This is a genomic window from Synechococcus sp. WH 8016 (assembly GCF_000230675.1).
Lineage (GTDB): Bacteria > Cyanobacteriota > Cyanobacteriia > PCC-6307 > Cyanobiaceae > Synechococcus_C.
In genome coordinates this window covers 177195-199471 of sequence record NZ_AGIK01000001.1, presented here as the reverse complement: position 1 = coordinate 199471, position 22277 = coordinate 177195, and the positions used below count along the sequence as shown (strand labels likewise).

General features: G+C 54.0%; 19 protein-coding genes and 2 tRNA genes. 12 read left to right on the top strand and 9 right to left on the bottom strand.

Features of this window, described 5'->3' with window-relative positions; all coding sequences use genetic code 11:
* Positions 1-27 precede the first annotated feature (27 nt).
* From crtH to SYN8016DRAFT_RS01035, 5 genes are read right to left on the bottom strand one after another with little or no spacing between them, the layout of a single operon-like run.
* Positions 28-1563, bottom strand: a complete 1536-nt coding sequence (gene crtH, locus SYN8016DRAFT_RS01055) for a carotenoid isomerase (protein ID WP_006852361.1) — start codon at positions 1561-1563, stop codon at positions 28-30.
* A 31-nt stretch (positions 1564-1594) separates the two neighbouring features.
* Positions 1595-2548, bottom strand: coding sequence for a cation transporter (locus SYN8016DRAFT_RS01050; protein ID WP_006852360.1), 954 nt, complete (start codon positions 2546-2548; stop codon positions 1595-1597).
* Positions 2529-3908 (bottom strand): FADH(2)-oxidizing methylenetetrahydrofolate--tRNA-(uracil(54)-C(5))-methyltransferase TrmFO, encoded by a 1380-nt coding sequence (gene trmFO, locus SYN8016DRAFT_RS01045; protein WP_006852359.1) that lies wholly within the window; start codon positions 3906-3908, stop codon positions 2529-2531. Before trmFO ends, SYN8016DRAFT_RS01050 begins: the two co-directional genes overlap by 20 nt.
* 43 nt (positions 3909-3951) lie before the next feature.
* Positions 3952-4074 (bottom strand): photosystem II protein Y, encoded by a 123-nt coding sequence (locus SYN8016DRAFT_RS01040; protein ID WP_006852358.1) that lies wholly within the window; start codon positions 4072-4074, stop codon positions 3952-3954.
* A gap of 27 nt (positions 4075-4101) precedes the next feature.
* On the bottom strand, positions 4102-4665 hold the full coding sequence (locus SYN8016DRAFT_RS01035; RefSeq protein WP_006852357.1) for a gamma carbonic anhydrase family protein: 564 nt from the start codon (positions 4663-4665) through the stop codon (positions 4102-4104).
* Between the two features lie 79 nt (positions 4666-4744).
* On the opposite strand from SYN8016DRAFT_RS01035, the gene SYN8016DRAFT_RS01030 reads away from it, so the two are divergent.
* Together SYN8016DRAFT_RS01030 and SYN8016DRAFT_RS01025 are read left to right on the top strand one after the other, a co-directional pair.
* A tRNA-Lys gene (locus tag SYN8016DRAFT_RS01030) sits at positions 4745-4816 on the top strand.
* A 71-nt stretch (positions 4817-4887) separates the two neighbouring features.
* A complete protein-coding gene (locus SYN8016DRAFT_RS01025) occupies positions 4888-5241 on the top strand; it encodes a response regulator transcription factor (protein WP_006852356.1) in 354 nt (117 codons plus the stop codon).
* On the opposite strand, the gene SYN8016DRAFT_RS01020 is transcribed toward SYN8016DRAFT_RS01025, so the two are convergent.
* Together SYN8016DRAFT_RS01020 and SYN8016DRAFT_RS01015 are read right to left on the bottom strand one after the other, a co-directional pair.
* On the bottom strand, positions 5238-6368 hold the full coding sequence (locus SYN8016DRAFT_RS01020) for a HAMP domain-containing sensor histidine kinase (protein ID WP_256364591.1): 1131 nt from the start codon (positions 6366-6368) through the stop codon (positions 5238-5240). The two genes, SYN8016DRAFT_RS01025 and SYN8016DRAFT_RS01020, sit on opposite strands and share 4 nt — an antisense overlap.
* Before the next feature lie 46 nt (positions 6369-6414).
* Positions 6415-6798, bottom strand: coding sequence for a PAS domain S-box protein (locus SYN8016DRAFT_RS01015; protein WP_006852354.1), 384 nt, complete (start codon positions 6796-6798; stop codon positions 6415-6417).
* 78 nt (positions 6799-6876) lie between these two features.
* On the opposite strand from SYN8016DRAFT_RS01015, the gene SYN8016DRAFT_RS01010 reads away from it, so the two are divergent.
* From SYN8016DRAFT_RS01010 to SYN8016DRAFT_RS00990, 4 genes are all read left to right on the top strand, one after another.
* Positions 6877-6950 (top strand) — tRNA-Pro (locus SYN8016DRAFT_RS01010).
* Positions 6951-7418: 468 nt separating this feature from the next.
* Positions 7419-7811 carry a hypothetical protein gene (locus SYN8016DRAFT_RS01000; protein ID WP_006852353.1) on the top strand — a complete coding sequence of 131 codons (393 nt, stop codon included), beginning with the start codon at positions 7419-7421 and terminating at the stop codon, positions 7809-7811.
* Between the two features lie 127 nt (positions 7812-7938).
* A complete protein-coding gene (locus SYN8016DRAFT_RS00995) occupies positions 7939-8280 on the top strand; it encodes a hypothetical protein (RefSeq protein ID WP_141561301.1) in 342 nt (113 codons plus the stop codon).
* Positions 8281-8517: 237 nt separating this feature from the next.
* Entirely contained in the window at positions 8518-9366 is an 849-nt protein-coding gene (locus SYN8016DRAFT_RS00990; RefSeq protein ID WP_006852351.1) for an RNA polymerase sigma factor RpoD/SigA, read from the top strand.
* Positions 9367-9749: 383 nt separating this feature from the next.
* Here the strand turns inward: SYN8016DRAFT_RS00990 and SYN8016DRAFT_RS00985 are convergent, their stop codons facing one another.
* Positions 9750-10199, bottom strand: a complete 450-nt coding sequence (locus tag SYN8016DRAFT_RS00985) for a hypothetical protein (protein ID WP_006852350.1) — start codon at positions 10197-10199, stop codon at positions 9750-9752.
* Positions 10200-11498: 1299 nt separating this feature from the next.
* On the opposite strand from SYN8016DRAFT_RS00985, the gene SYN8016DRAFT_RS00980 reads away from it, so the two are divergent.
* The gene (locus SYN8016DRAFT_RS00980; RefSeq protein ID WP_006852348.1) at positions 11499-11699 is read left to right on the top strand and encodes a hypothetical protein; all 201 of its coding nucleotides are present in this window, start codon (positions 11499-11501) and stop codon (positions 11697-11699) included.
* A gap of 572 nt (positions 11700-12271) precedes the next feature.
* Here SYN8016DRAFT_RS00980 and SYN8016DRAFT_RS00975 read toward each other — a convergent pair.
* Positions 12272-12619 carry a hypothetical protein gene (locus SYN8016DRAFT_RS00975; protein WP_253909754.1) on the bottom strand — a complete coding sequence of 116 codons (348 nt, stop codon included), beginning with the start codon at positions 12617-12619 and terminating at the stop codon, positions 12272-12274.
* Between SYN8016DRAFT_RS00975 and SYN8016DRAFT_RS00970 the strand changes: the two genes are divergently transcribed.
* Genes SYN8016DRAFT_RS00970 through SYN8016DRAFT_RS00950 form a run of 5 tightly spaced genes read left to right on the top strand, consistent with a single transcriptional unit; the run spans position 12613 to position 22227 of the window.
* Positions 12613-13221, top strand: a complete 609-nt coding sequence (locus SYN8016DRAFT_RS00970; protein ID WP_006852346.1) for a metallophosphoesterase — start codon at positions 12613-12615, stop codon at positions 13219-13221. The genes SYN8016DRAFT_RS00975 and SYN8016DRAFT_RS00970 overlap by 7 nt on opposite strands.
* Positions 13215-16511: an exodeoxyribonuclease V subunit gamma gene (locus SYN8016DRAFT_RS00965; RefSeq protein WP_006852345.1), complete on the top strand. Its 3297-nt coding sequence runs from the start codon at positions 13215-13217 to the stop codon at positions 16509-16511. The genes SYN8016DRAFT_RS00970 and SYN8016DRAFT_RS00965 overlap by 7 nt, the downstream gene beginning before the upstream one ends.
* Positions 16508-20161 carry a UvrD-helicase domain-containing protein gene (locus tag SYN8016DRAFT_RS00960; protein WP_006852344.1) on the top strand — a complete coding sequence of 1218 codons (3654 nt, stop codon included), beginning with the start codon at positions 16508-16510 and terminating at the stop codon, positions 20159-20161. The genes SYN8016DRAFT_RS00965 and SYN8016DRAFT_RS00960 overlap by 4 nt, the downstream gene beginning before the upstream one ends.
* The gene (locus SYN8016DRAFT_RS00955) at positions 20158-21837 is read left to right on the top strand and encodes an ATP-dependent RecD-like DNA helicase (protein WP_006852343.1); all 1680 of its coding nucleotides are present in this window, start codon (positions 20158-20160) and stop codon (positions 21835-21837) included. The genes SYN8016DRAFT_RS00960 and SYN8016DRAFT_RS00955 overlap by 4 nt, the downstream gene beginning before the upstream one ends.
* The gene (locus SYN8016DRAFT_RS00950) at positions 21838-22227 is read left to right on the top strand and encodes a phosphomannose isomerase type II C-terminal cupin domain (RefSeq protein WP_006852342.1); all 390 of its coding nucleotides are present in this window, start codon (positions 21838-21840) and stop codon (positions 22225-22227) included.
* Positions 22228-22277 lie beyond the last annotated feature (50 nt).

The following is a 22277-nucleotide window of genomic DNA, read 5'->3' as shown; positions in this document are numbered from 1 at the left end:
TGGTGAACGCGTGATCCTGCTGCCGATTTAAGCGGGAAGGGACCAAGGATTCAGGCCAAGATCCGCGCCGATTCGGTGGCTGCAGGCATAACCACTAAAAGCCACGGCATTGAGCCCCTGGCCAGGGAAGCAGGAATCACCAACGCAATACAGGTTTTTCAGGCCGGTGCGGTTAAACGGCATCGGCAACAAGCCAGGAAGTCGGGTCGCAGGAACCGGCCCATAGCTCCCACCCATGCGGCCAAGGAATCGACGATGCGTCCGGGGTGTGCCAATTTCCTTGAATTCAATGGCGCTCTTCAGGCCGGGGATAAGAGCTTCCAGACGATCGATCAAGCGATCGGCATCCTGCTGTTTCTTCTCGGCATAAGTGCTTGGGGACAAACCTTTCCAATGGCGCATATCGCTCTGGGTAAAGGTGTGCAGGATGTGTCGTCCAGCTGGAGCCAACGAAGGATCCAGAAGCGATGGCATCGAAACAAACACCACACCTTGCTCCGATTCCATCTCAGCCCAGTCTTCAAGCAGGAGGTGGTGACAGTGAAAACCAGGGGGAACCACTGAAGCGTCGATGCCGAGATGGAGGGAAAGGAATGATGAAGAGGGCTGGTAGCGCTTGCGCCAAGTGGTTTCAGCCGCAGGGGTGTGCTCCGGACCAACCAGCGTTGACTGTGCTGATCCTTCCCCAGCGAAGGTGTCCCAGCGCGTGGCGTTGCTCACGATCCGTCTCGCTCTTAGCTCCTCACCATCAGCAAGCCGAACGCCAACAGCCTCACCCTGCTCAATCAGAACGTTGGTGACGCGATGTTTGTAGCGAATTTCGCCGCCATTGGCTTCCAAACCAGCCACGAGTTTTTCGGCGATGACACCGACACCCCCTTTCGGATAATTAATGCCGCCGGCATGACGATCGGAGAAGACCATGCCGGCATTGATCATGGGTGTGCGATCTGCTGGCATCACCGACCAGCAGAAACATTCCATATCGATCAGACGCAAGAGATCCTGATCCTTGATGTGCTTTTTGGCCACATCTCCAACATTGAAAGGAAGCCACCGCGCCAGACCAAGACAAGCCAATGGGGCCTTAAAAAAAACTTTGGCGAGATAGGCAGGATCCTCCAAAGACAGCAATGGCATCGCATCTAAACAACGAAACACCTGCCAGCAGGTCTCGTAAAAAGCGCGAATCCCCTTGGCTTCATGGGGGAAGCGGGCACTCATTCGCGTGATGAAATCGTCGTAGTCCCTGTCTACGGCCATCGTGAGGCCGTCTGGAAGGTGGTATTCAAGCTGCACAGCGTCAGGAACCGTCGCGCAGTGTTGGCCGACGTCCGCCAACGCTCTCGTGAGCAGGTTGGTGTGCCCCTTCTCTCCAAATCCAAAAATCATCGACGCACCAACATCAAAGGTGTATCCCTCTCTGCGAAAGCTCCCACCAGACCCGCCTGGAATCAGATAGCGCTCGAGGACCAACGTCTTCGCCCCCTTGGCAGCCAGTTGTGATGCTGTGACCAGGCCACCGATCCCGGATCCGATGACAATTACATCCCAGTCAGGCATCGGAGCGACGATTCATCCTTCGATCCAGACCCTAGGAGGCGCCGGTCGTGGAGAAGGGAGGAGTGGCGGTCAAAATCACCTCCGATCTCACCGGCATGGCTAAAAGCTCCCGGCAGCGCTCCTCGATTCGTTCTCGGATCAGATCGATGGCTGCACCATCCATCGGTTGATTTGGGTTGAGATACACCACCACAAAGGCCGTACGCCCCACCTGCATCACGGTGAGGTCGAGCAGCCAACACGACAACCCGGCCAGCAAGTCTTCCAGAGCGAGTCGAGTGCTGCGAACAACCTCCGTTTCTGCCGATGCACCAGCAGCCTGTCCGAGCGCATTCAAAAAGGTCTGCAAAGGGTCTTTCAAGATGACCAAGCTGACCACCAACACCAACAGCGAATCGGTGATCGGGCTGAGGGCGGCCAGGGGGGTTCCCTTGAGCAGCGGTGAGCCCAGCAATGCAATGCCCGTCAGCCCGCTGATTAAGGCATCCATTCTCGCGGCCTTCGCTTCCATCAACAGCAATTGAGACTGACGACCGGAACGAATCCAATCGTGGTGATGGCGCCATGCCAAACCCCAGCAAATCGCCACCATCGAGGTGGAGTAAAGCGCCACGGGCCCGAGCGTCACCACGGCAATGGCACGGCCGCTGGCGTAATCAATCAAGGTGCTCAGACCACTCATGGCCGCAAAGCTGAGGACACCAATCAGGACCAGTGAGCGGAAGAGGACGTACAACGCTTCTTGACCGTCGTAGCCATAGGGATAGGCCCTGTCCGGGGGACGAACCACATTGCGGCTAATCCTCGAAGCGACAAGGCCTGAGCCCACCATCACTGCGGAATAAAGCCCATCGAGGAGAAGGGCATACGACCCTGAAAGCACATGAACGCAAACACCAGCGACCGCCATACAGGCGCTGGCATAAACCCCGATGCGCAGTGAGCGCCTTTCAATTTGACGCGCTTTAAGCGGGGCAAGCGACATGGGCAACCTGGCTCTCTTCAATGGTGCTTTGAAGATCCGCCAAGGCTCTATCGCGGTAAGCGCCATAACGGGCGCGCTTATCTCTGATGCGCTCCTGAAGCTCAGGCATCAAGCCGAAATTTGGGGGCATGGGCTGGAATTTGCCCGATGGTGCCTCACTGATGAAATGGGTGAGTGCTCCGATCATCGTGGTGTGCGGCAACTGAATCGGTTCTTGACCATGAACCAGCCTTGCTGCATTGGTGCCAGCCAACCAGCCTCCTGCAACAGCGGCTGCATACCCCTCAGTTCCCGTGATTTGGCCAGCGGCTAGCAGATGAAGTCTGCGTCGGAACTGGAGGGTCGGCTCCAACAGTTCTGGTGCCTCCAAAAAGGTGTTGCGATGCATCACGCCAAAACGCACGAAATCGGCCTGCTCCAGGCCTGGAATGAGACGCAGCACGCGTTTCTGTTCCCCCCACTTGAGATTGGTCTGGAAGCCCACCAGATTCCAGAGTCGGCCATCCTTGTCTTCCTGTCGCAATTGCACAACGGCATAGGCCCGTTTGGCACGGCGTACATCCCGGTCATTCACATCCCCCCAGCGCGGATCCCATAACCCGATTGGCTTGAGAGGTCCGTACCGCATCGTGTCCTCGCCACGACGGGCCAACTCTTCAATGGGCAAACAGCCCTCAAAAAAAGTGGCACTGCTCTGATCAAAGTCCTTGAGTTCCGCTTGTTCGGCCTCCAAAAGAGCCGTTCGAAACGCCAAAAACTGGTCTCGATCCATCGGACAATTGATGTAATCGGCATCGCCCTTGTCGTAGCGACTGGCACGAAAGGCCTTGGTCATATCGATGCTTTCCCCTTCAACGATCGGACTCGCCGCATCGAAAAAATGGCAATCATCTCGGCCCGTGAAAGCACGTAGATCATCAGCCAGTGCCTCACTCGTAAGCGGACCTGTGGCCAGCACGGTGATCTGATCAGGATCCGGCAGCGCTAGCTGCTCTTCTCGACGAATCGTGACCAAAGGATGGGCGTCTAAAGCAGAGGTGAGTGCTGCGCTGTAGCGACCACGATCAACAGCAAGAGCACCGCCGGCGGGGACGGAATGATGGTCTGCCGTTTGGATAACCAAGGATCCAAGACGCCTTAATTCTTCCTGCAACAACCCTGCTGCACGATCACTGCTAAGAGCGCCGAAGCTGTTGCTGCAAACAAGCTCTGCAAACTCAGAGCTGTGATGAGCAGGAGAGCGCTTGAAAGGGCGCATTTCCCAGAGCGTGACGGGAACACCTGCTTTTGCGACCTGCCAAGCAGCTTCTGTACCGGCAAGGCCAGCACCAATCACAACAACCGAAGACTGTTCGCTCAAGGACGATGGGATCGAGAACTCAACTCAACCCTATCGATCACCATCAAGCGCGGCTTCGTTTGATCATCAGCTGGAGCTGACCAACGGCAGCACGACCAATGTTGAACCCAGCCCAGGCAAGTGCCAGAAGGATCGGAGAAGCCACGAGCACAAGCCGAAGGTCCATGAGTCCATTTAGAAAAGCTTTTGGAGTTTAAGGACAGTCGGGAGAAGCCGGGATCAACAGTGGGCAGTCCGTTTGGTTTTGCAGCAATTGAGACCACTGCGCAGCCAGCTCGGCGTAGTGATCTGCGTGGTGCCACTGATCATCGATTTCCTCCTGACTCAGCTCACGTTTCACCTTGGCAGGCACACCCGCCACAAGGGTTTGGGCTGGAACATCCTTCGTGACCACAGACCCTGCTGCAACAAGAGCCCCACGCCCAACGGTGACGCCATTGAGGACAACGGCACCGATACCAATCAAACAACCAGCCTCCAGCAAGGCGCCGTGAACAACGGCTCGATGTCCAATCGTCACGTTCTCGGCAATTTGAACAGGAAAATTCGGATCGCCATGCAGAACAGCTCCCTCCTGAACATTGCTACGAGCACCGATATGAATGGCTGCCATGTCTCCACGGACAACGGCGGTTGGCCAAATGCTTGCTCCGGAACTCACAGTCACATCGGCCATCAGCACCGCTCCAGGTGCAATCCAGGCATCCGAAGCGATGCTGGGTTGGGGCCAAGGGTTGTTCATTCCCAACTCGGTCATCAACGGGGGGACAAGCATCTTGCAGGTGGATCGTTAAGTGATAACCTCCACAGGTGCCTGAATGGCATGCCCATGCGGCGGGTCGCTAGCTCAGCGGTAGAGCACTCGGCTTTTAACCGATTGGTCCTGAGTTCGAATCTCAGGCGACCCATTAGTTCAAAGCTACACCTTTCTCCATTCTTTTTAGTGGTTTCAGGCGCAGGCACCTCTTATCGAAAAACGATGAAATGCGTCGCCATTGTTGATGATGATCCGCGATTACGTGAATTAATTCGAGACGAATTAATCGATGAAGGCGTTGATCCTGTGGTTTGTTCCGACGGAGAAGCCTTGTTGGAGCTCTTGGATCAACGCCAAATTGATTTGATTTTGCTCGACTTGATGATGCCAAATATGAGCGGAATGACCTGCCTACAACACTTACGAGACCGCTCCAATGCTGTGCCGGTTTTAGTTGTCACTGCTTTCAATGAAGACAGCAAACGCAGCGAAGCCAAGGCCCTAGGTGCTAGTGACTTTATTCTTAAACCAGACCTATTCGAACTCCTACCCGAATTACTCGAGCGTTATCTTTAAAGAAAGCTCTTTACTCCAACAGACGACCTAGGGCATGGGAATCGCAATGTCACAACGAGACCCTGACTGATCGAACTTGTGAATCCTTGAGGCGACGCACAACTCGCTGACCCTCCCATTCCTTCCATCAAACTTTTCACCAAAGGGAGTCCAAGTCCACCTCCATCGGTCATGTCAGCCTTTCGATGCTCCTCAATACGGACAAATCGCTCAAAGGCGGCATCGTAATTGTCATCATTTTGCATCCCGGGTCCATTGTCTATAAATTGCAGCTCAACGTGTGATGGATTTTTGATTAAACGTATCTGGATCAACAGCCGAGAACGACAAAACCGACGGCTGTTATCGAGAAGGTTATCGAGAATCAGATAAAAAGCATCTTGGTCAAGCTGAACCTGATATTCATCATTTTCATTAGCAACAATCGTCTGTAGACATTCTCTTGATTCAGGATTCAGCTTGGCGACCCATTGATCAATGTAAGTTCGCAAATCATCTATTTGCAACGTCCAACGGCGGCAGTCAGCATCTAACTCCGAAAGCAACAAAAGATTATCAACAAGACTTGCCATACGCTGTGTCTCTGCGGTGGCATCGGATAAGGATTGGTGAATTTTCCCAGACAGCTGCTCTTTACGCTTCATCCGATGCAAATTTCCGGTAATAATCGCAAGCGGAGTTCTTAACTCATGAGCAAGCTTATCGATAAATTGCCGTTGTCTTGCCAAAGCTTTCTCTAACGGCTCAAGATCACGAAAAATCAACAAAACAAAGCTCTGGTTCATCTGAATGATCTGACGCCAACTCACCGAGCGAGTAATCAGTTGCGACTGATCAAGATCAGGCTCAGAAAGTGCTTGTATTAGATAAGAATTACGACCATCAGCAGAAAGGGCTTTTTGTAAAGGGTGCGTTGGCTCTTGATCCCCCATGGGGCTTCGATCAAGATGGTGGAACTGCAGCAAAGCGGAAAGAGGCCTTCCAACCATCTGCAATGTGATTCCTCCTCCCCAGAGATCTGCAGCTTGCTGGTTAGCCCAGCGCACTGCAGAGGATTCATCCACGATCAACATCGCTTCACCCGTGGAATCAAAGGCAACTCTCAGCAGTCCGAGCGACTGACTCATCTGATGGATCAGAGATCCAGAATCTGCTGACCCTGAAGAGCTGTTTTCAGCAAGCATGGGGTCCTTCCAGGGGCCTCAGCGTTGCCGCAAAACTCCATCCACCATCATCACTACGCTCAGCAACGATGAAATGTTCACTACGAATTTCAGCTCCATCACGACAAATCGTCGCCAACTCAAGGGGGTGATTAACAAGCTTTGATGTCTCTGTCAGCTTGAAACGAGAGAATCCAGCGTGATGGAGCTCACGAAAGGACGCTGGCAAAATCATCCCAATGGTTTGACCAACTAAGCCATCGTCCCAGCCATAAATCAGACGAAAGCGGTCGTTGAACTCAACCACCTGCCCCTGCTCATCCGTGCGGACGAAAGGGAGATTGTGTTGCTGCCTCAATGCGTCGACAGCGCCTGGCGTCCAGGAATTTGACATACCCGGAAAAGCTTTTTATCAGCTTAGACACGCATCCTTGGGATCAGGAGGACCCATTCCTTTAAAGTGGCGGAGCTGCGGGGTGTAGCGCAGTTTGGTAGCGCGCCTGCTTTGGGAGCAGGATGTCGCAGGTTCGAATCCTGTCACCCCGACTGCAAAACCAGTCAGTCCAGCACTGACATTTCAGCCGCCTCCCCAAGGCGGCTTTTTTATTGCCTGCAGAGTGGTGGGCGCAAAATGGTGTGCAAAGCATTGATCGCTGAGGCTGATCATCTCGACATCGACTGCACGGACAGGCTGGCTAGCAAGGCAGAGAAATACGGCATTAAACCGATCAGGTTGCTTGCTCAATCAACCAGGTTTGGTGTGGAGCAGAAGCAACAAGGCAAGAGATGGAGCCGTACTGGTTCAGCGTCACTGCGTAAAAGGCAGTGGATCGATCACTGAACATCGAGTGGCCTAGGGCAATGGTTGAACCGAAACGCTGTGACAACTCCAGAAGCAGACACCAACAGAAGCCAAATTTGGTAGAAGTGGAGTGAGGACATCGGTCTTGTTTGGTAAGACCTGTGTCTATCAATCAACCACTAAAAAACCGACTAAGCGCCGAAAGTAGAGCAATGAAATTCGAAGCCTCATTTTTGGAAGACGCTTACCCAGGTGTTGACTTCTGGGAGGTTGCACAGACCTTTGAAGTGAAGGTCAGGGTGATCGCTGAGGCTGAAACACCGGAAGAGGAGCCATCCGTCTCGTTTGCGAGAGCCGTTCTTGATAAGAAGCTGATAGGTGATGTCGAGTTACCGGAGGAGGTCAACCGATGGCTTGCGGACTATTTCAGGCGGAATCCAGATGCAGCAGAAGTGTTTGATGACATGTGCAAAGAGCTGGTATTCAAGAGCGGAGGCAAGATTGCTGTTGATGGGGCGACAAGAGGACCGAATAAAGCACTTGAAGCAGAAGACCGCATAAACCTCGCGCTCAAATCAATAGATTTTGATGGAGGTAACGACTGAAAAGGGTTGAAAGGTGGACTCACCCCTGCTGAAGACCGCTAGACAAAACACGACGAAAGAAATGACCTATCGAGCGGTTTTAGTCAAACCACTGCGTCTGTCATAAAAACCCCGCTCATGGCTGGGGTTGCTGGTCTTCTGCTGCACCCACAGTGATGGATACCGCATTAAATCAACATCTGCAATGGGAGTTGTTAGCTTTGACGAACCAAGAGCAGCAATTAAAAACATCCGAGACCCAGTCAGCAATGAGCAATTTGCATTAGCCATTGGCGTTCCAGAATTGGGCGTCAGGCCTCCAAATGGTCTAAAACAGACAACAGCCATGATCATTGATTGTAAAACAGGGAGATACGCGGCGACCTTCGGATGGAAGATCGAACGTAAAAATCAAAAGCCATGGACTCGCAAAATCGGTGGATTTTTTTACTGGTTCCATCAAAAGAATTTTAAGCATTCTTTATGGTGATGAAAACAATAAAGAGCCCATACAAACGAGTAACCAGCGATTACTCAAAAAATGAAAGCGACTCAACCCTGTTCCTGCAGAAGCCACCTAACGATTGAACGCGAACAGCTGCCCCTCACGAAGCCACAAGCAAGTTCATAAGTACTAAAGCAGGATCATGCCAATGGTGATGGATCTCACATCAAGGAAGGACAACACGCGCCAAAGTTCCTTTGATAGTCCATCGCTCTGAGCTGAATGCCATTCTTGGATAACGGCAATATCGACCAATTCAAGAACGAGATGGGCCGAACCCCATTGCTCACAGCGGCAGAGGAGATCACTCTCGGAACGGCTGTGAAGTTAAGCCAGTCACCCAAGGCAACCCGCAGCCAAATAAGAGCTGGGAAAAGAGCTAAGGATCGAATGATCAAGGCCAACCTCAGGCTTGTGGTCAATGTTTCAAGGAAATACATGCATCGCCAACTCGGCCAATTGGAGTGGGGAGATTTAATTCAGGAAGGCTGCATTGGCCTAAACCGAGCAGTCGAAAAATTCGACCCAGAACTGGGCTACAAATTCAGCACCTACGCCTACTGGTGGATCCGTCAATCGATCAGCAGGGCTATCGATCAGACAGGATCTACGATCCGAGTTCCAGTCTCCCTGAATCAGTTGATCACCAAGCTCAATCACTTACCAAGAGGATTAACCGATCTAGAGATTTGTGATCAGCTTCAGATCAGCGATGAACAACTTAAAAACTTACGCCATGCACTTGTAGCAAAGAGACCCACATCCTTAGATATGAGACTGGGGGGGGACGGTGATGGCTCAACCCTGAGTGAAATGCTGTGCGACGAACAGTCCACACTCCACATCGACAAATTCCAATGGGAAACAGTCCGAGACAGCCTCCAACTGCACACAAAATTAGCTCAGAATAATGACCAAGAATTGCTGCGGCGCAATGTGATTGGTGAAGAGAGCCTTCAATCAATCGCCAACGAAATCGGAATAAGCCGAGAACGAGTTCGTCAGAAAGTTGAGCGTGCCAAAAAACAGCTAGCAGCAAAGTTGATCGAACACCGACAGCTAGTGGCGTGAATGCAGAGGCTCCTAGGGGTAACAGTCACTGAGTGGATTCAATAGTCATTCCCACCCTCAAGAGTTGCTTAGTAAATGATGCCGAATACTGCGAGGGTTAGGGCTGATTGTCGGTATCGCGCAGAATCGAAGACAATTAGCAGGAGAGCTGGTATCTGCATAGATGGTGCCTCTATTCGTTGAGGAGGCAAGAGACAAACAGATCACATAGAAGCTTAGATCAGGCTTTGATTTTATTCAAGAGATATGGGATAAACCTAATGCACTGAGCCGAATCACAAACCCTATGAGTAAAATCGCGGCACTGCTGATGAATAAAGTTATTGTGTTTGAGAGGTGAATGCGAAATTTGCCTTACAACCTGGTTCATTGAGGACAAGATATTAATCGAGAACTTCTTGCTGTTGAGGAACATGCTTGAGCAGGACATGCTTTTGCATAACCAACAATGCCGAGCAAACAACAAAAAAAGAAAAAGTTAAAAGAAGTAAAACAAGCTTTTTGGGAAAGGATAGGCCAGTGTTCTGATCTAAAAGAGTTTTACTAAGCTGATCTCTTTGATTTAAAAGCTCATCGAGCTCAAGAGTTAAGACTTGCTCCTCCTTGTCGAGGCGTACGATTTCTGAATCATAATCGTCTTGAATACTATAAACTTCTGAGCATTTTTCAACTATATTCTGACGAATTTTTTCCATTGATACAATGTAAGACTGTCTTAGCTCATGCTTTTGATCAATAACGCTTTGAATAAGAGTTTTCTTGGTTTTGATTTGCTGAGCAAGAGAAGAAATACGCTGCTTCAAACTAGCTGGCTTAAAATTTTTCCCTGTCATCAGCTTTCTGGGCATTACTATCAAATTATACCTCTATCAGGATGCTTACAAGCTAGATACCAAGACTTTAACCACAATAACAACCTTGAGCAGGCAAAATCGACCCTTACACAGCAAACAAATCGATACAAAAATCATGCAGATTAATCAAAATTACCTGCATTCAGTAGACCTCGAATCTTTTTAATCCCATCAGTAAGACGGCTAGCCTGATCGGCGAAGGGGATTGAGTCGAATTTACTACAGCTTCATGGCCAAATGAAACAAAGTGGCATGACAAACACATTCAGGGCTAAAAATACCTGAAACATGTCATAAACCTAGCATCGAAACAAAGTAAATTCTGAGTAGTATAATGCTTTAGGCACTAAATGGGATGCAAAACCATTCTAAATTAGTCAAAAACATCAAGTAGGGTTGTGATGATCATAGCTGCCATCAAACCAGACGTAAGACCAAACACAACCAGCAGGGAACCTTTTATTTCTGAAATCATGCCAATAATTGTGTATCGTTAGCTACATCAATCAATTTCCTTTGAAATGTCGCTTTCTAGAATTCCAGAAAAATGCTTAGTAGCACTAGCTATAGTAGGAGGCTTCATTTTACTCATCCCGATTGCCAAACAGGCATCGTCCCAAAACACTTGTATTGCTCATCATGTTAAAAACTCATCGAAACAAGGTGAAAAGATCGACTCCTTAAGAATAATGGGTAGTGTCCGTTATTGTGCTGGAGGCTCTTAATCAAAGATATCAACTGAACATATCCTTGTGAGTTCATTCAGATTATTTTATGCACTGAGTTTCTTGAATCAGCCGAGCAATGAGACTTGATGACTCACTTCAAAAAAAGTGATGGACTCTTATAAGGGTGACGAATATAATCGCGTTTATCTGTGATTCTTAAATCAGTTTTCAATTAATCGCAGTTGCCACCTTATTGCTAAGCATAGCTGGACCATGTTTCATCATTTAATGAAAGGCCTATTCCTCTCAGCATCAACGACGACACTGTTATCTACGGCATCGGCGATGATTGCGATCTCCTCAAAAACAAATGAAATCCATCAACTAACCATCAATATAATTGAGACTTCAAATCAATCTTCATGACCACTTTTGACACAGCAAAGAAACTTAAGCCAAATGGTTCAGAAAGTGCGGACAAATCCTTCGACTAGTCTCAAGAACTGGATTCTTCCCTACAATTAGAACTACAATAAACACATACAAACTCACAATGCTCGTTGATTAATCTTTCAAGCAATTTCCTTTAGTGTCTATTAAGTTTTAAACAATGGAATACTCACAAAAGATCACTCTACTGGCCACTATTTCGGTAAATCTAAACGTCCCCGAGCTTCAAAGCAAGGAACAGCTCAACCAATGGATTAAGTCGGATGCTGCACGCATTCACTTCATCGACCATTTGAAGCCTACGTCGTTTATCGACCTTGAAGTGGTTAAAGCAGCCTCAGAAGCGGACCTTGTGATCTAGGAGATAGAGACAGAGAAACTAGTTTGGCTTATTCCATGTTCACGCTGCAGGCCATAGCTGAGACAGTGGCTTGCAAACGCTGAGATCAGAGAGGAGATTTCAGATGGGGCTATCGAAGAGGCCACCAAGGCTCACAATCCGTCCAGAAAGTTGAACCACGCCAAGTTCTATTTAAATCACTTTATTGAGAAGATGGTTGAAGAACCAGGCTAGACAATGGGGAAATCGTTATTCAGCCAGTTGAGAATTAAAAACGTTAAACAGTCTTGACCATTGCCTTAATGAGTCCGAAAATTACTGAGGTACCATGACATCGAAATAATTTACATTCTCCCTTAATTTATGCCTAGAGCAGTAACAGGAATCGCCAAAAGCCCCTTGCCACTTAGCACCCCTATTGTTAGATGAAGTATTGATGCCGAATACTCGCCTAAATAGAGAATAGATCTTGCTTCCTGAATCACTATCAAGAGCACAAAATCTACAGCAAGCACTACCTTAAATCAATTGAAAATTACGAGTCAAACAGCCTGACTAAATAGAGACAACCTGATTCGCAAAAAAGCGAGAATTTAGTCTCCAATCGTGACAAGAGCATTTTTGTTTTTCCACCAAACCCAATCTCGAATCGGCGGTGTATTGCGAAGCTGCTCTCGCGTGAGACCAAGCCTTAATTTCATCGACGCGTCCAGGAGCACGTCGAGCATCTCTTCGCCATTGGTACAAGCAGCGAGAGCCTCATTGGTGCGTTGTGCACCGTCGAGAGCGTTCACGAGCAAGCTCACGCGACGAGCCACTGGCAATGATCGTGGGTCCACAGCGTGTTCACAACGGCCATCAGGGTAAGCATTTCCACGCATCGCATTCGTACCAGTAAAGGGAATTAATGTGATGACGCTATGGCCTGTTTGGCATGTCATCACTCCCGTGCAACCACTGGGTGATCGGAGACGTGCATGGCTGCTATCAACCGCTGCAGCGTCTACTCAGCGCTCTACCAAAGAATGACCACGTCGTGTTTTGCGGAGATGTGATCAACCGTGGGCCCGATACCTCCTCCACGATGCACTTGGTTTGGTCTTTAGTCACGGCTGGACGGGCGACCTGGCTGCGCGGAAATCATGAGCAGGCGCTCCTACAGAGCGTCAGCGAAGCGTCCCTGACCAGCCCCAACCCATGGCTTAAGCGGCTGGATCAGCTCCCCGATGTTTTTCAGGGAGACGGATGGCTGGCAACCCACGCAGGGTTCGACGCCAATGGTTCTCCCAACCTGACCATCCGTGAGACCTTCTGGGAGCATTACGACGGCAGCCGTGGACTGGTCGTGATTGGTCATACCCCTCGAACGGATGTGGAACGACATGGTCAGATCGTGATGATTGACACGGGTGCGGTGTATGGAGGAAAACTCTCGGCTTACTGCCCAGAAACAGAGGCCGTTGTGCAGGTAGAGGGAGTACAGGTGGATACGGCTGCTCCACGCAACCGGACGGCCCCATCGGTCCAGGTAGAGCCTTGCTAACGGTTTACCGCAGCAATCGCACAGAGTTTCTTGCAACGCTTCTGGCTCAAACGCTGACGCTTGACCCCCCAGGTCCGTTTGAAGAGCTGGAGATTGTCGTCAACACCTGGCCCACAAGCCGATGGCTCGGCGAGCAGCTTGCCAAAGCCAATGGCATCAGTGCTCTGGTGCGTTTTCCCTTTCCTGGATCGCGCTTACGTCAGCTGGTGCGCTGCATCTTGGATCTCGATCCAAGCAGCGAAGATCCTTGGCGGGCAGAACGACTGGTTTGGTCGGTTTTAAAAGTGCTCCCCGATCTTCTCGACCACCCCACTGCTGAAAGCCTGAAACTCTGGTGGGAGCAACACGCAAGCGCCGCTGGACGGCTCAATCGTGATCATTGGCAGCTTGCCCGCTGCCTCGCCGATGCGGTGGATGACTACGCCCTCTACCGACCGCAGGAACTGAGCCAATGGATTGAGGGCCACGGAGACGCTGACCTACCGGCTCATTTGCGCTGGCAACCACAACTCGTTCGGGCCCTGGCCGCAAGCCTCCCCTGTGATCCCTTTGGTCTCCAAGTGCAAAAGGCCGTGGAACGTTTGCGGGCAGGTGATGTTCCAGCAGCAGCCCTTCCGCCTCGATTGCGTCTGTTTGGCATCAGCAATCTCGCCCCGGTGCAGGTGGAGCTCCTGCAGGGCTTATCGGGCCTGATGGCGATCGAGCTTTACCTGCTCACACCCTGTCCAGAGCTATGGCAACGCTCCGAACAGAGGAGACAAACGCTCGGACAAGCATGGAACACCCCACCCGATGGGCCCTGGCTTTTGGAATCGCCCCGTCTGGAGGCGATCTTGGGACGCATGGGAGCTGAGTTTCAGTTGCTGTTAGAAGGCAACGGTGATTGCTTTCTCGGCCAATGGGATCAGGGAGACCTCTTCGCCGCGCCGATTCAGATCGCTGCATCCGAAGGTCGGCCAGCCACGCTCCTGGAGCAAGTGCAACAACAGCTGGTGGATGGAAGCGCACCACCCCTCACGCCTGCTGATCAAGACCGCTCGTTGCGCTTTTTGGCCTGCGCAGGACCATGGAGAGAAGTGCAACTGGTCCGCGATCAGATCCTGCAATGGCTGGCCTCTGATCCAAGCCTGGAGCCGCGAGATGTCTTGGTGATGACTCCAGATGTGGAGCGCTATGCCCCGCTCCTCACCTCCGTCTTCGGTGATCAAGACGCCACGGGAGTGAGCATTCCCTGGAGACTCACCGATCGCAGCCAACAATCCACTCCAGGCCTGAGCCAAGGATTTATGGCCCTGTTAAGGCTGGCAAGTGAGCGCTTAACAGCCTCCGGGCTTGAGGCTCTTCTCGCCAACCCCGCCCTGCAAGTCCTCCAAGGCATCACGGCCACGGATGCCGTGCGCATCACCCAGTGCCTCCAACAGACCGGCTTCCGTTGGGGGGTGAATGGCGTAGAGCGGGGTGGCGATGACACCCATAGCCTCCGTTGGTGTCTAGATCGCTGGCTGCTTGGCCTGGTGCTGCCTGCCGAACCAGGTCTTGCTCCTGGAGGCTGTGCTCCTTACCAGGGGGGGCTCACCATTCAGCAACTCGAACAATGGTGGCCGCTTCTAGATGGACTAGCGCAATGGATCACGCGTCTACGTCAACCCCATCCCCCCAGCGCTTGGACCTCCCAGTTGAATCAGCTTCTCCAGCATCTTTATGGCGATGGAGGGGACTGGGCCTGGGAGCAACAAGCGATCGTCCAAGCACTCGACACGATGCAGCAACAGGCATCTGAGTGCACTCTTGACCTTGACCTCTCCGTCGTGGTCTCCATTCTTGATGAAGCCCTCTCCGCCGATAGCGGTCGTTTTGGCCACCGCAGTGGTGCCCTAACGATCAGCGCCCTAGAGCCCATGCGGGCGATTCCCCATCGGCTGATCGTGCTGATGGGGCTGGATTCACAAGACTTTCCACGTCAACAGGAACGCGCCGGCTTTCACCTCTTGGAACAGCAGCGCCGACTCGGCGATCCATCGAGCACAGATCAGGACCGCTACGTCCTGCTGGAAGCCTTGATGTCCGCGCGACAACATCTCCTCATCAGCTGGAATGCACGCGATGAACGCAAGGGCGAAGCGCTTCCCCCAGCACCACCGGTCCAACAATGGCTCACCTTGCTGAAGGACCAACTCACCCCCGAACAGTTTGAGCGCGTGGTGTTGGAGCAGCCAGCCAACCCCTTGGATCCTCGAAATTTTCTTGCCAATCGCTCCGGCTCAGCCTTCAGTTCTGATCGTCACCACCTCGACGCCAGGCTCAATCTGGATCGCCGCGATCCCATGGGCGTGAGCAAGAACTCCTTGGGCTTAGCCCATCCCCTGCACTGGACTCCAGTGGGCGACGCTGATGGTTTGGATACGGATGCCGTCAGCCGTTGGCTAGAGGCTCCCCAGCGCTATTGGCTCAAAGCGCGAGGATTGGAAACACGGGAGTGGTCCACCCCCGTAGAGGATCTCTCAGCGCTCGAACTCGAGGAGCGGCAGCGTCAATCTCTTCTGAACCAGTCATTCCTCGATCAGATCGATTGGCTGGCTACCGATTCGAGCTTGAAGTGGGAGCACGCGCTTCCAGGGGAATGGGCGAAGCAACTTCGCGGCCAAGGGACGCTTCCACCTGGCGCAGCAGGCCTACTGGCTGCAAATCGCCTCGAACAGCGCTGGCAAAACCTGCAACAAACCCTGTTGCACCTTGGGCCTTTGCAGTGTGAATCGATCCGCGCAGAGAGCGAGTCACGCACCGTGCTCAGAGCTGGATCAACCACGGTTTGGGTCAGCGCCGGACGGCTCCAATCACGCACGGCCTTGGGCGGCTGGTTCACACACCTCATCCAGCAAGCGGCGGGAGGATCCACCCCAACGGCTGTGATCTGTCGTTGTGACAGCAGCGCCAAAGCCGATCAATTTCAAATCGCGCTTCACTGGCAACCTCTGGATCGAGAGCGAGCTCAGGAGCTTCTCTTGTCTCTAAAGGCCTTGGCACATGCAGGAGCTGAAACGTGCTGGCCGGTCCCACCGGCCAGTGGGTTGGCCAGAGCCCTCACGTTGAACAAAGGTCTTGAAAAAGCAAACCGAGCGTTTGAAAGCCGCTGGGATGGGGGATTTGCAGGTATGGGAGAGCGAGAGCGTCCAGAGATGCAGCTTTGTTTTGGCGACCACTTCGATGCTGACAATTTTTTAAGCGAAGCCGGCTTTGAAGAGGCCTTTCAAGCGTTGTATGCACCGATGCTGGAGGCGCAGCGGCCATGAGGAGCCGTTTTGAACCCAATCAGTACCCCCTCGATGCCGGAGTGCGTCTCATAGAAGCCAGTGCTGGCACGGGCAAAACCTTTGCATTAGCCCACCTGGTCTTGCGGCTGGTGACTGAACGGAAGCTCAACCTCAAAGAGCTTTTGGTGGTCACCTTCACAGAAGCCGCTGCTGCCGAATTACGGGATCGCATTGGCCGGCGTCTGAACGACGCCCTACAAGCCCTGCTCCAACCCCAAGCGCAGGACTCCGACTCCAAATCCGGCTCCCCACCCAACTCACCACCCAGAGATGCCGTGTTGGAGGAGTGGCTGTCCATCCATGGGCAAGATCCCCACAGCCGGCGCACCATTGCCAGCCAGCTGCTGGAAGCGCTGGAAGGACTGGAGCGAGCCGATATCACGACCATCCATGGCTTCTGCCGGCGCAGCCTTCGCCGGCAAGCTCTCCAGAACGGCACAGCGATGGAGGTGTGCCTTGACGATGACAGCCACCATCTCTGCCAAGAGGTGGCTTACGACTACTGGGAACAGCAGGTGCTAGCCCTGCCAGCTGACGACGTTTCCGGGCTCCTGCACGCCGGCCTCTCAGCCGATCAACTGAGCCAAGCCCTCCGTCGTTTGGATAGCGATTGCGCTGTTCGGATCGCCAACACGGAAGGGGCCCACGAGCAACCGCGTCCGCTGATCGAGTGCTTTGACCACTGGCTCCGATCCAGCTGGACTGAATTTGAAGCGCAGTGGGAAACCAGCGGACACGCCTTAGAAACAGCCTTTCGCGACTGCGCCACGGATTGGCGAAGCCAAGGCCAAACCGACACCAAGCCCTACGCACCGAAACCGAAAAAAGATCGCGCCAGCGCAATCGACGCTTGGATCAACCAGGAAAACAACACGCAATCGTTACGCATTAGTTACGGCACCGTGCGACAACAGCATCTGCTCGCTGACTACTTCCATCCGGGTTGTTTCAGCAAAACAGCCCGCCGCTGCAGCGAAATCAATCCCAACCTTCCACAACCAACCCTGCAACAAGCCATTGCGGCGCTATGGGATGGCCCAGCTGAGCAGGTCTGGCGCCATGCGCTCAACCACGGACTCCACACCCTGGCTAGCCGCCGCGCTCAACAGGGCGTGATCAGCTTTTCTGGCTTGCTCGACGCCCTTGATCCCAAACCATCAGACGCGGAACCACAACGCTGGCTAGCCCCGATTCAGCAGCGCTACCGCGTTGCTCTAATCGACGAATTTCAAGACACGGATCCTCTGCAGTGGCGCCTGCTCCAGGCCTGCTTTGCAACGCCAGACCATCTCTTGCTGATAGTGGGCGATCCCAAGCAAGCGATCTACCGCTTTCGAGGAGGAGATCTCAACACCTACAAACAAGCCCGACAAAGCGCCGATCGAATCGACAACCTGCTCGACAACCGGCGTACAACGCCTTCCCTAATGGAGGCGATGAACCAGTGGATGGCTCCAGGCCTCATCTTGTCGGACCTCGAGGTGCCGCCCGTCACCCCCTGCGCCAGTGCCCTTCCCTTAGACCTCCAGGACGGCGAGCAGCCTCTCCAACTGATCGAGCTTCCAGCAGATAACCCTGACGACCTCCCCTCCCGCACATCCCTCGAATCGACCATTCCGCCCTTGGTCGCAGGCCAAGCCCTCCACCTGCTGGACAGCGATCCCTCTCTCACCCCATCGGATCTTTGCGTTCTTGTGAGCCGTCATCGCCAGGCCGAGGCGGTGCGAGAACAGCTCGCCCTAAGAGGACTTCCCAGCCGCCTGGTCAGTCCTGGAGATGTCCTCAGCACCACCGGTGCCACAGAGCTGCAACATCTCCTCGATGCCCTCGCCACGCCCGCCGATGGCGGACGCTTGCGGCGACTCGCCTGTTCTGCCTTGATGCAATGGACAAGCCGTCAGTTGCAGAACGCGGAGAGCAACGGTGATCTCGACCGACTGGCAGGGCAACTTCGCAACCTGCAAGACAACCTCCCATACCTCGGGTTGCTCGGTTGCCTGTCCCAACTCCTCGAGGGGCGAATGCTCGCTGATCTCTCCAGCCGCGGGCGCTTGTTAGGCGACATTCAGCAATGTGCCCGACTGGTGCAAGACGCCATGCATCGACAGGGTCTCGACCTGGGCAGCGCCGCAGATTGGCTGAGGCGACAACGCTTACAACCGATCGAACCCACCCCCGACATCAGACAGCCCCACAGCGACTTGGCAGAAAGCGCGGTAGCCGTCGTCACCGTGCACCGAAGCAAAGGCCTGCAGTACCCCGTGGTGATCTGCCCCTATTTATGGCAAGCACCAGCGGAGAGCAAAGGCCCCCTTTGGCGAAACCCAGCCAACGATCCAAAAGGCACTTGGCAGGTGGCGCTCAACCCCCATTGGGACCGGGGACACAAAGCCGCCGAACGTGATCAATACGACAGTGCTGCCGAAGCAGAGCGGCTGGCCTACGTGGCACTCACGCGGGCGGAGCGCCATCTCGTGGTGTTTTGGTGCGTCGCTGCTGGACAGGAGGCCAACCCTCTGGCCAGCTGGATGAAGGAGCTCTCCTTAGGCGACGCACCAGGCATGAGTCGCCATTCACCGTTCGAGCACACAACCCAGCCGTTCTGGCGTCCAACTCCGAGGCTTGAGACCTTGCAGTTATCGGAGGTTCCTCAACGCAGCCTCGACCGCAGCTGGGGTCGGAGCAGCTATTCCGCCTGGATCTCCTCTCAAAACAACCGTCACGCCCCAGCTCCTGCGGATCCACGCACGCTCGAAGAGGGCCGTGACATCGATGCTGTAGCCGACAGCGAAGCCCCCATCAACCCGGACGATTCAGCCGATCTAAATGGCCCGCTTGCCGCCTTTCCCAAAGGCCCAGGAGCGGGAGATTGTCTGCACAGAATTCTTGAACAGGTGAACTTTCAAGGTCCTGCAGACCAAGCGCCCAATCAGCTGGTGGTAGCTGAGGAGCTTGGCCGAGCGGGAATCGACCACGAGCACAGCGATGCTGTGATCTCAGCGCTCAACAACGTGCTGACGGCACCCCTAGGAGGCCCCCTCAAACACTTAAAGCTGTCCGATTTGGGTGCGGGTAGACGTCTTCATGAGCTCAGCTTTGATCTACCTGTTGCCCAGCAAGGCGATCCCGTGCGCTCTGCAGGCTTAGCCCATGCGTTCGAGGCAGACAGCGACCATCGTTTTGGTGCTCACTACGCGCAAAGCCTGCGGTCGTTGGACATTCGCAGTCGGGGGTTTCTCACGGGATCGATCGATCTGGTGTTCACCGATGGGGATGATCCAGCCACAGCCCGATGGTGGGTCGCGGATTGGAAAAGCAATTGGATTGGAGAACGGGACGAGGCTGGCCGTGGCATCGCCTGCGGACCCCGGCATTACAGCCAAGCCGCAATGGAGGAGCAGATGCTCACCCATCACTACCCGCTCCAGGCCCATCTCTACCTGTTGGCCCTGGATCGCTACCTGCGCTGGAGGCTCGATGGCTACGACCCCGAACGCCACCTCGGCGGCTACGCCTATGTCTTCCTCAGAGGCATCAGCCCGAAAGGGGGCTCAGGGCTCGTGATCGAGCCCGCCCCCTTAACGCGAATTCACCGGCTGGACCAGTGGCTTGAGGGGCTGTCGTCATGAAATCTGCAGCGTCGGAGGCTCTCCTTTCCCTTCACCGCGGATTGCTCGCCACGCTTCAACGGCGCTTGCCGCCGGAGCAAAGCAGTGAACCACTTGTGGAGCTCTTGCGTGCCCTCACCCTTGCGCTTGGCCGAGGGGACATTTCCCTTGCACTCCACGATGGATCCGAGGTTCCAGAGGGGATCGAGAGTGATGGCTGGCCCAAGGTTCACCGGGAAGCCTTGCTGGCGAGTGGATGGCTGGACGGTGACCAATCCATCTTGGTCTTGCACCACAACACCCTCTCCTGGCGTCGCTGGCATGGAGCCATGCAAGAGCTCGAACGCGAACTTCAACGCCGCTACCTCCAGACCCCAAGCCATGCCACACCCCACGGCAGCCGTACCAGCCAGCGATCGAAGACCTCCGATCTCAGTCCCGAACAGCGATCGGCGATTCATGCCATCGATCGCTACGGCGTGGTTTTGCTCAGCGGAGGTCCCGGAACCGGTAAAACCAGCACGGTGTTGCACATGCTGCTCCGCGCCTTTGAGAATCAACCAAATCTTCGGGCCCGCCTTGCCGCTCCCACAGGCAAGGCCGCACGCCGCCTCCAGGACGCCATTCGCAGCCACCCAACCACCGCGTCCTTGCCCTGCACCACTCTTCATCGCCTGCTAGAGGCCCGTCCGGGAGGCTTTGGCCGTCACCGACGCAACCCCCTGCATTTGGACCTGCTCATCGTCGACGAAATGTCGATGGTGGACTTGGAGCTAGGCCGTGCCCTGTTGAGTGCACTGCCAAGCCATTGCCAACTGGTCTTGGTGGGAGACAGCGCTCAGTTGCCACCAATTGGTGCTGGAGCGGTCTGGCAGCATCTTCAGGCCCCTGATCAAAACGAGCGATTTAAGGAGGGGGCGATCACCCTCACGAAGGTGTACCGCAACCGAGGTGCCCTCGCGCAGATGAGTGCGTTGCTCCGTGACCAAGGCTTGAACCCGTTCTGGTCGCAACTGAGCACGTTGCCGAAAACCTCCAACATCAGCCTGTTTCAGCCCAAAACAAAGCAGATCCCCGAGGCTGTGCATGCCGTACTCACGCGGCATCTTGACCATCTCCAGGCAAGAGCAAGAGCTTTAGAGCTCGACGCTGATGGGCAACCCCATCAACAACATGCGCAAGACCTTCTCGGCATCCTTGACACCCTCATGGTGCTCTGCCCGCGACGTCGCGGGCCATGGGGTGTGGAGGCCGTCCATCAACGGATGATTGCTAGCTCTGAACCTCAGCGCTGGCCGTCGGGCTTGCCAGTGCTGTGCAGCGAAAATCAGCCAGAACTGGGCCTCGCCAATGGAGATCTCGGGGTGATGATCGGAGAGGGGACGCATCAACGGGCTCTGTTTCTCAGCAGCGACCCCTCGGGCGAGAGCCGGCATGCGCTGTTGCATCCAGCCCGTCTTCGACACCTAGAACCGGCCCTGGCACTCACCATCCACAAAGCTCAGGGCTGCGAAATGGACAAGGTGCTGCTGCTCTGGCCTGCACTCGACGATCGCCAAAGCAGTTCGCTGCTTTACACAGCCATCACCCGCGCCAAACAGCAACTGCTTTTATTTGCAGATCCAACAGCATTGGCCCTAGGCCGCTCAGCAGGATCTCGGCATCCTGAAGATCAAAGCAAGATCGGGGATGCGTAGATGAGCGGGATCGTGAGCGGGATCGAAAGCGGAATCGAAAGCGGAATCGAGAGAGTGATCCGCCCTTGGGGCTGGTACGAAGATCTCGGCAGTGGCCCGGGCTACAAGCTGAAGCGTTTGCTGATAAAGAACGGGCAACGCTTGAGCCTGCAACGCCATCAGCATCGCAGCGAGAACTGGACAGTGGCGCAAGGAAGCGGCGAGCTGTTTTGCCAGGGGCAATGGTCGAATGTCTCAGCAGGAGACACCCTGCATATTCCCAAAGGAGCCATCCACCGAGCGCTGGGCGGCGATGGCGACCTGCTGATCATTGAGGTCCAGCATGGCTCGATCCTCGAAGAAAGCGATATCGAACGCCTAGAGGACGATTTCGGCAGAGTGTTAACATAAATTCTCAACCTTTGATCGAAAGGCAAGCAATACAGCGCGGCTCACGCCGA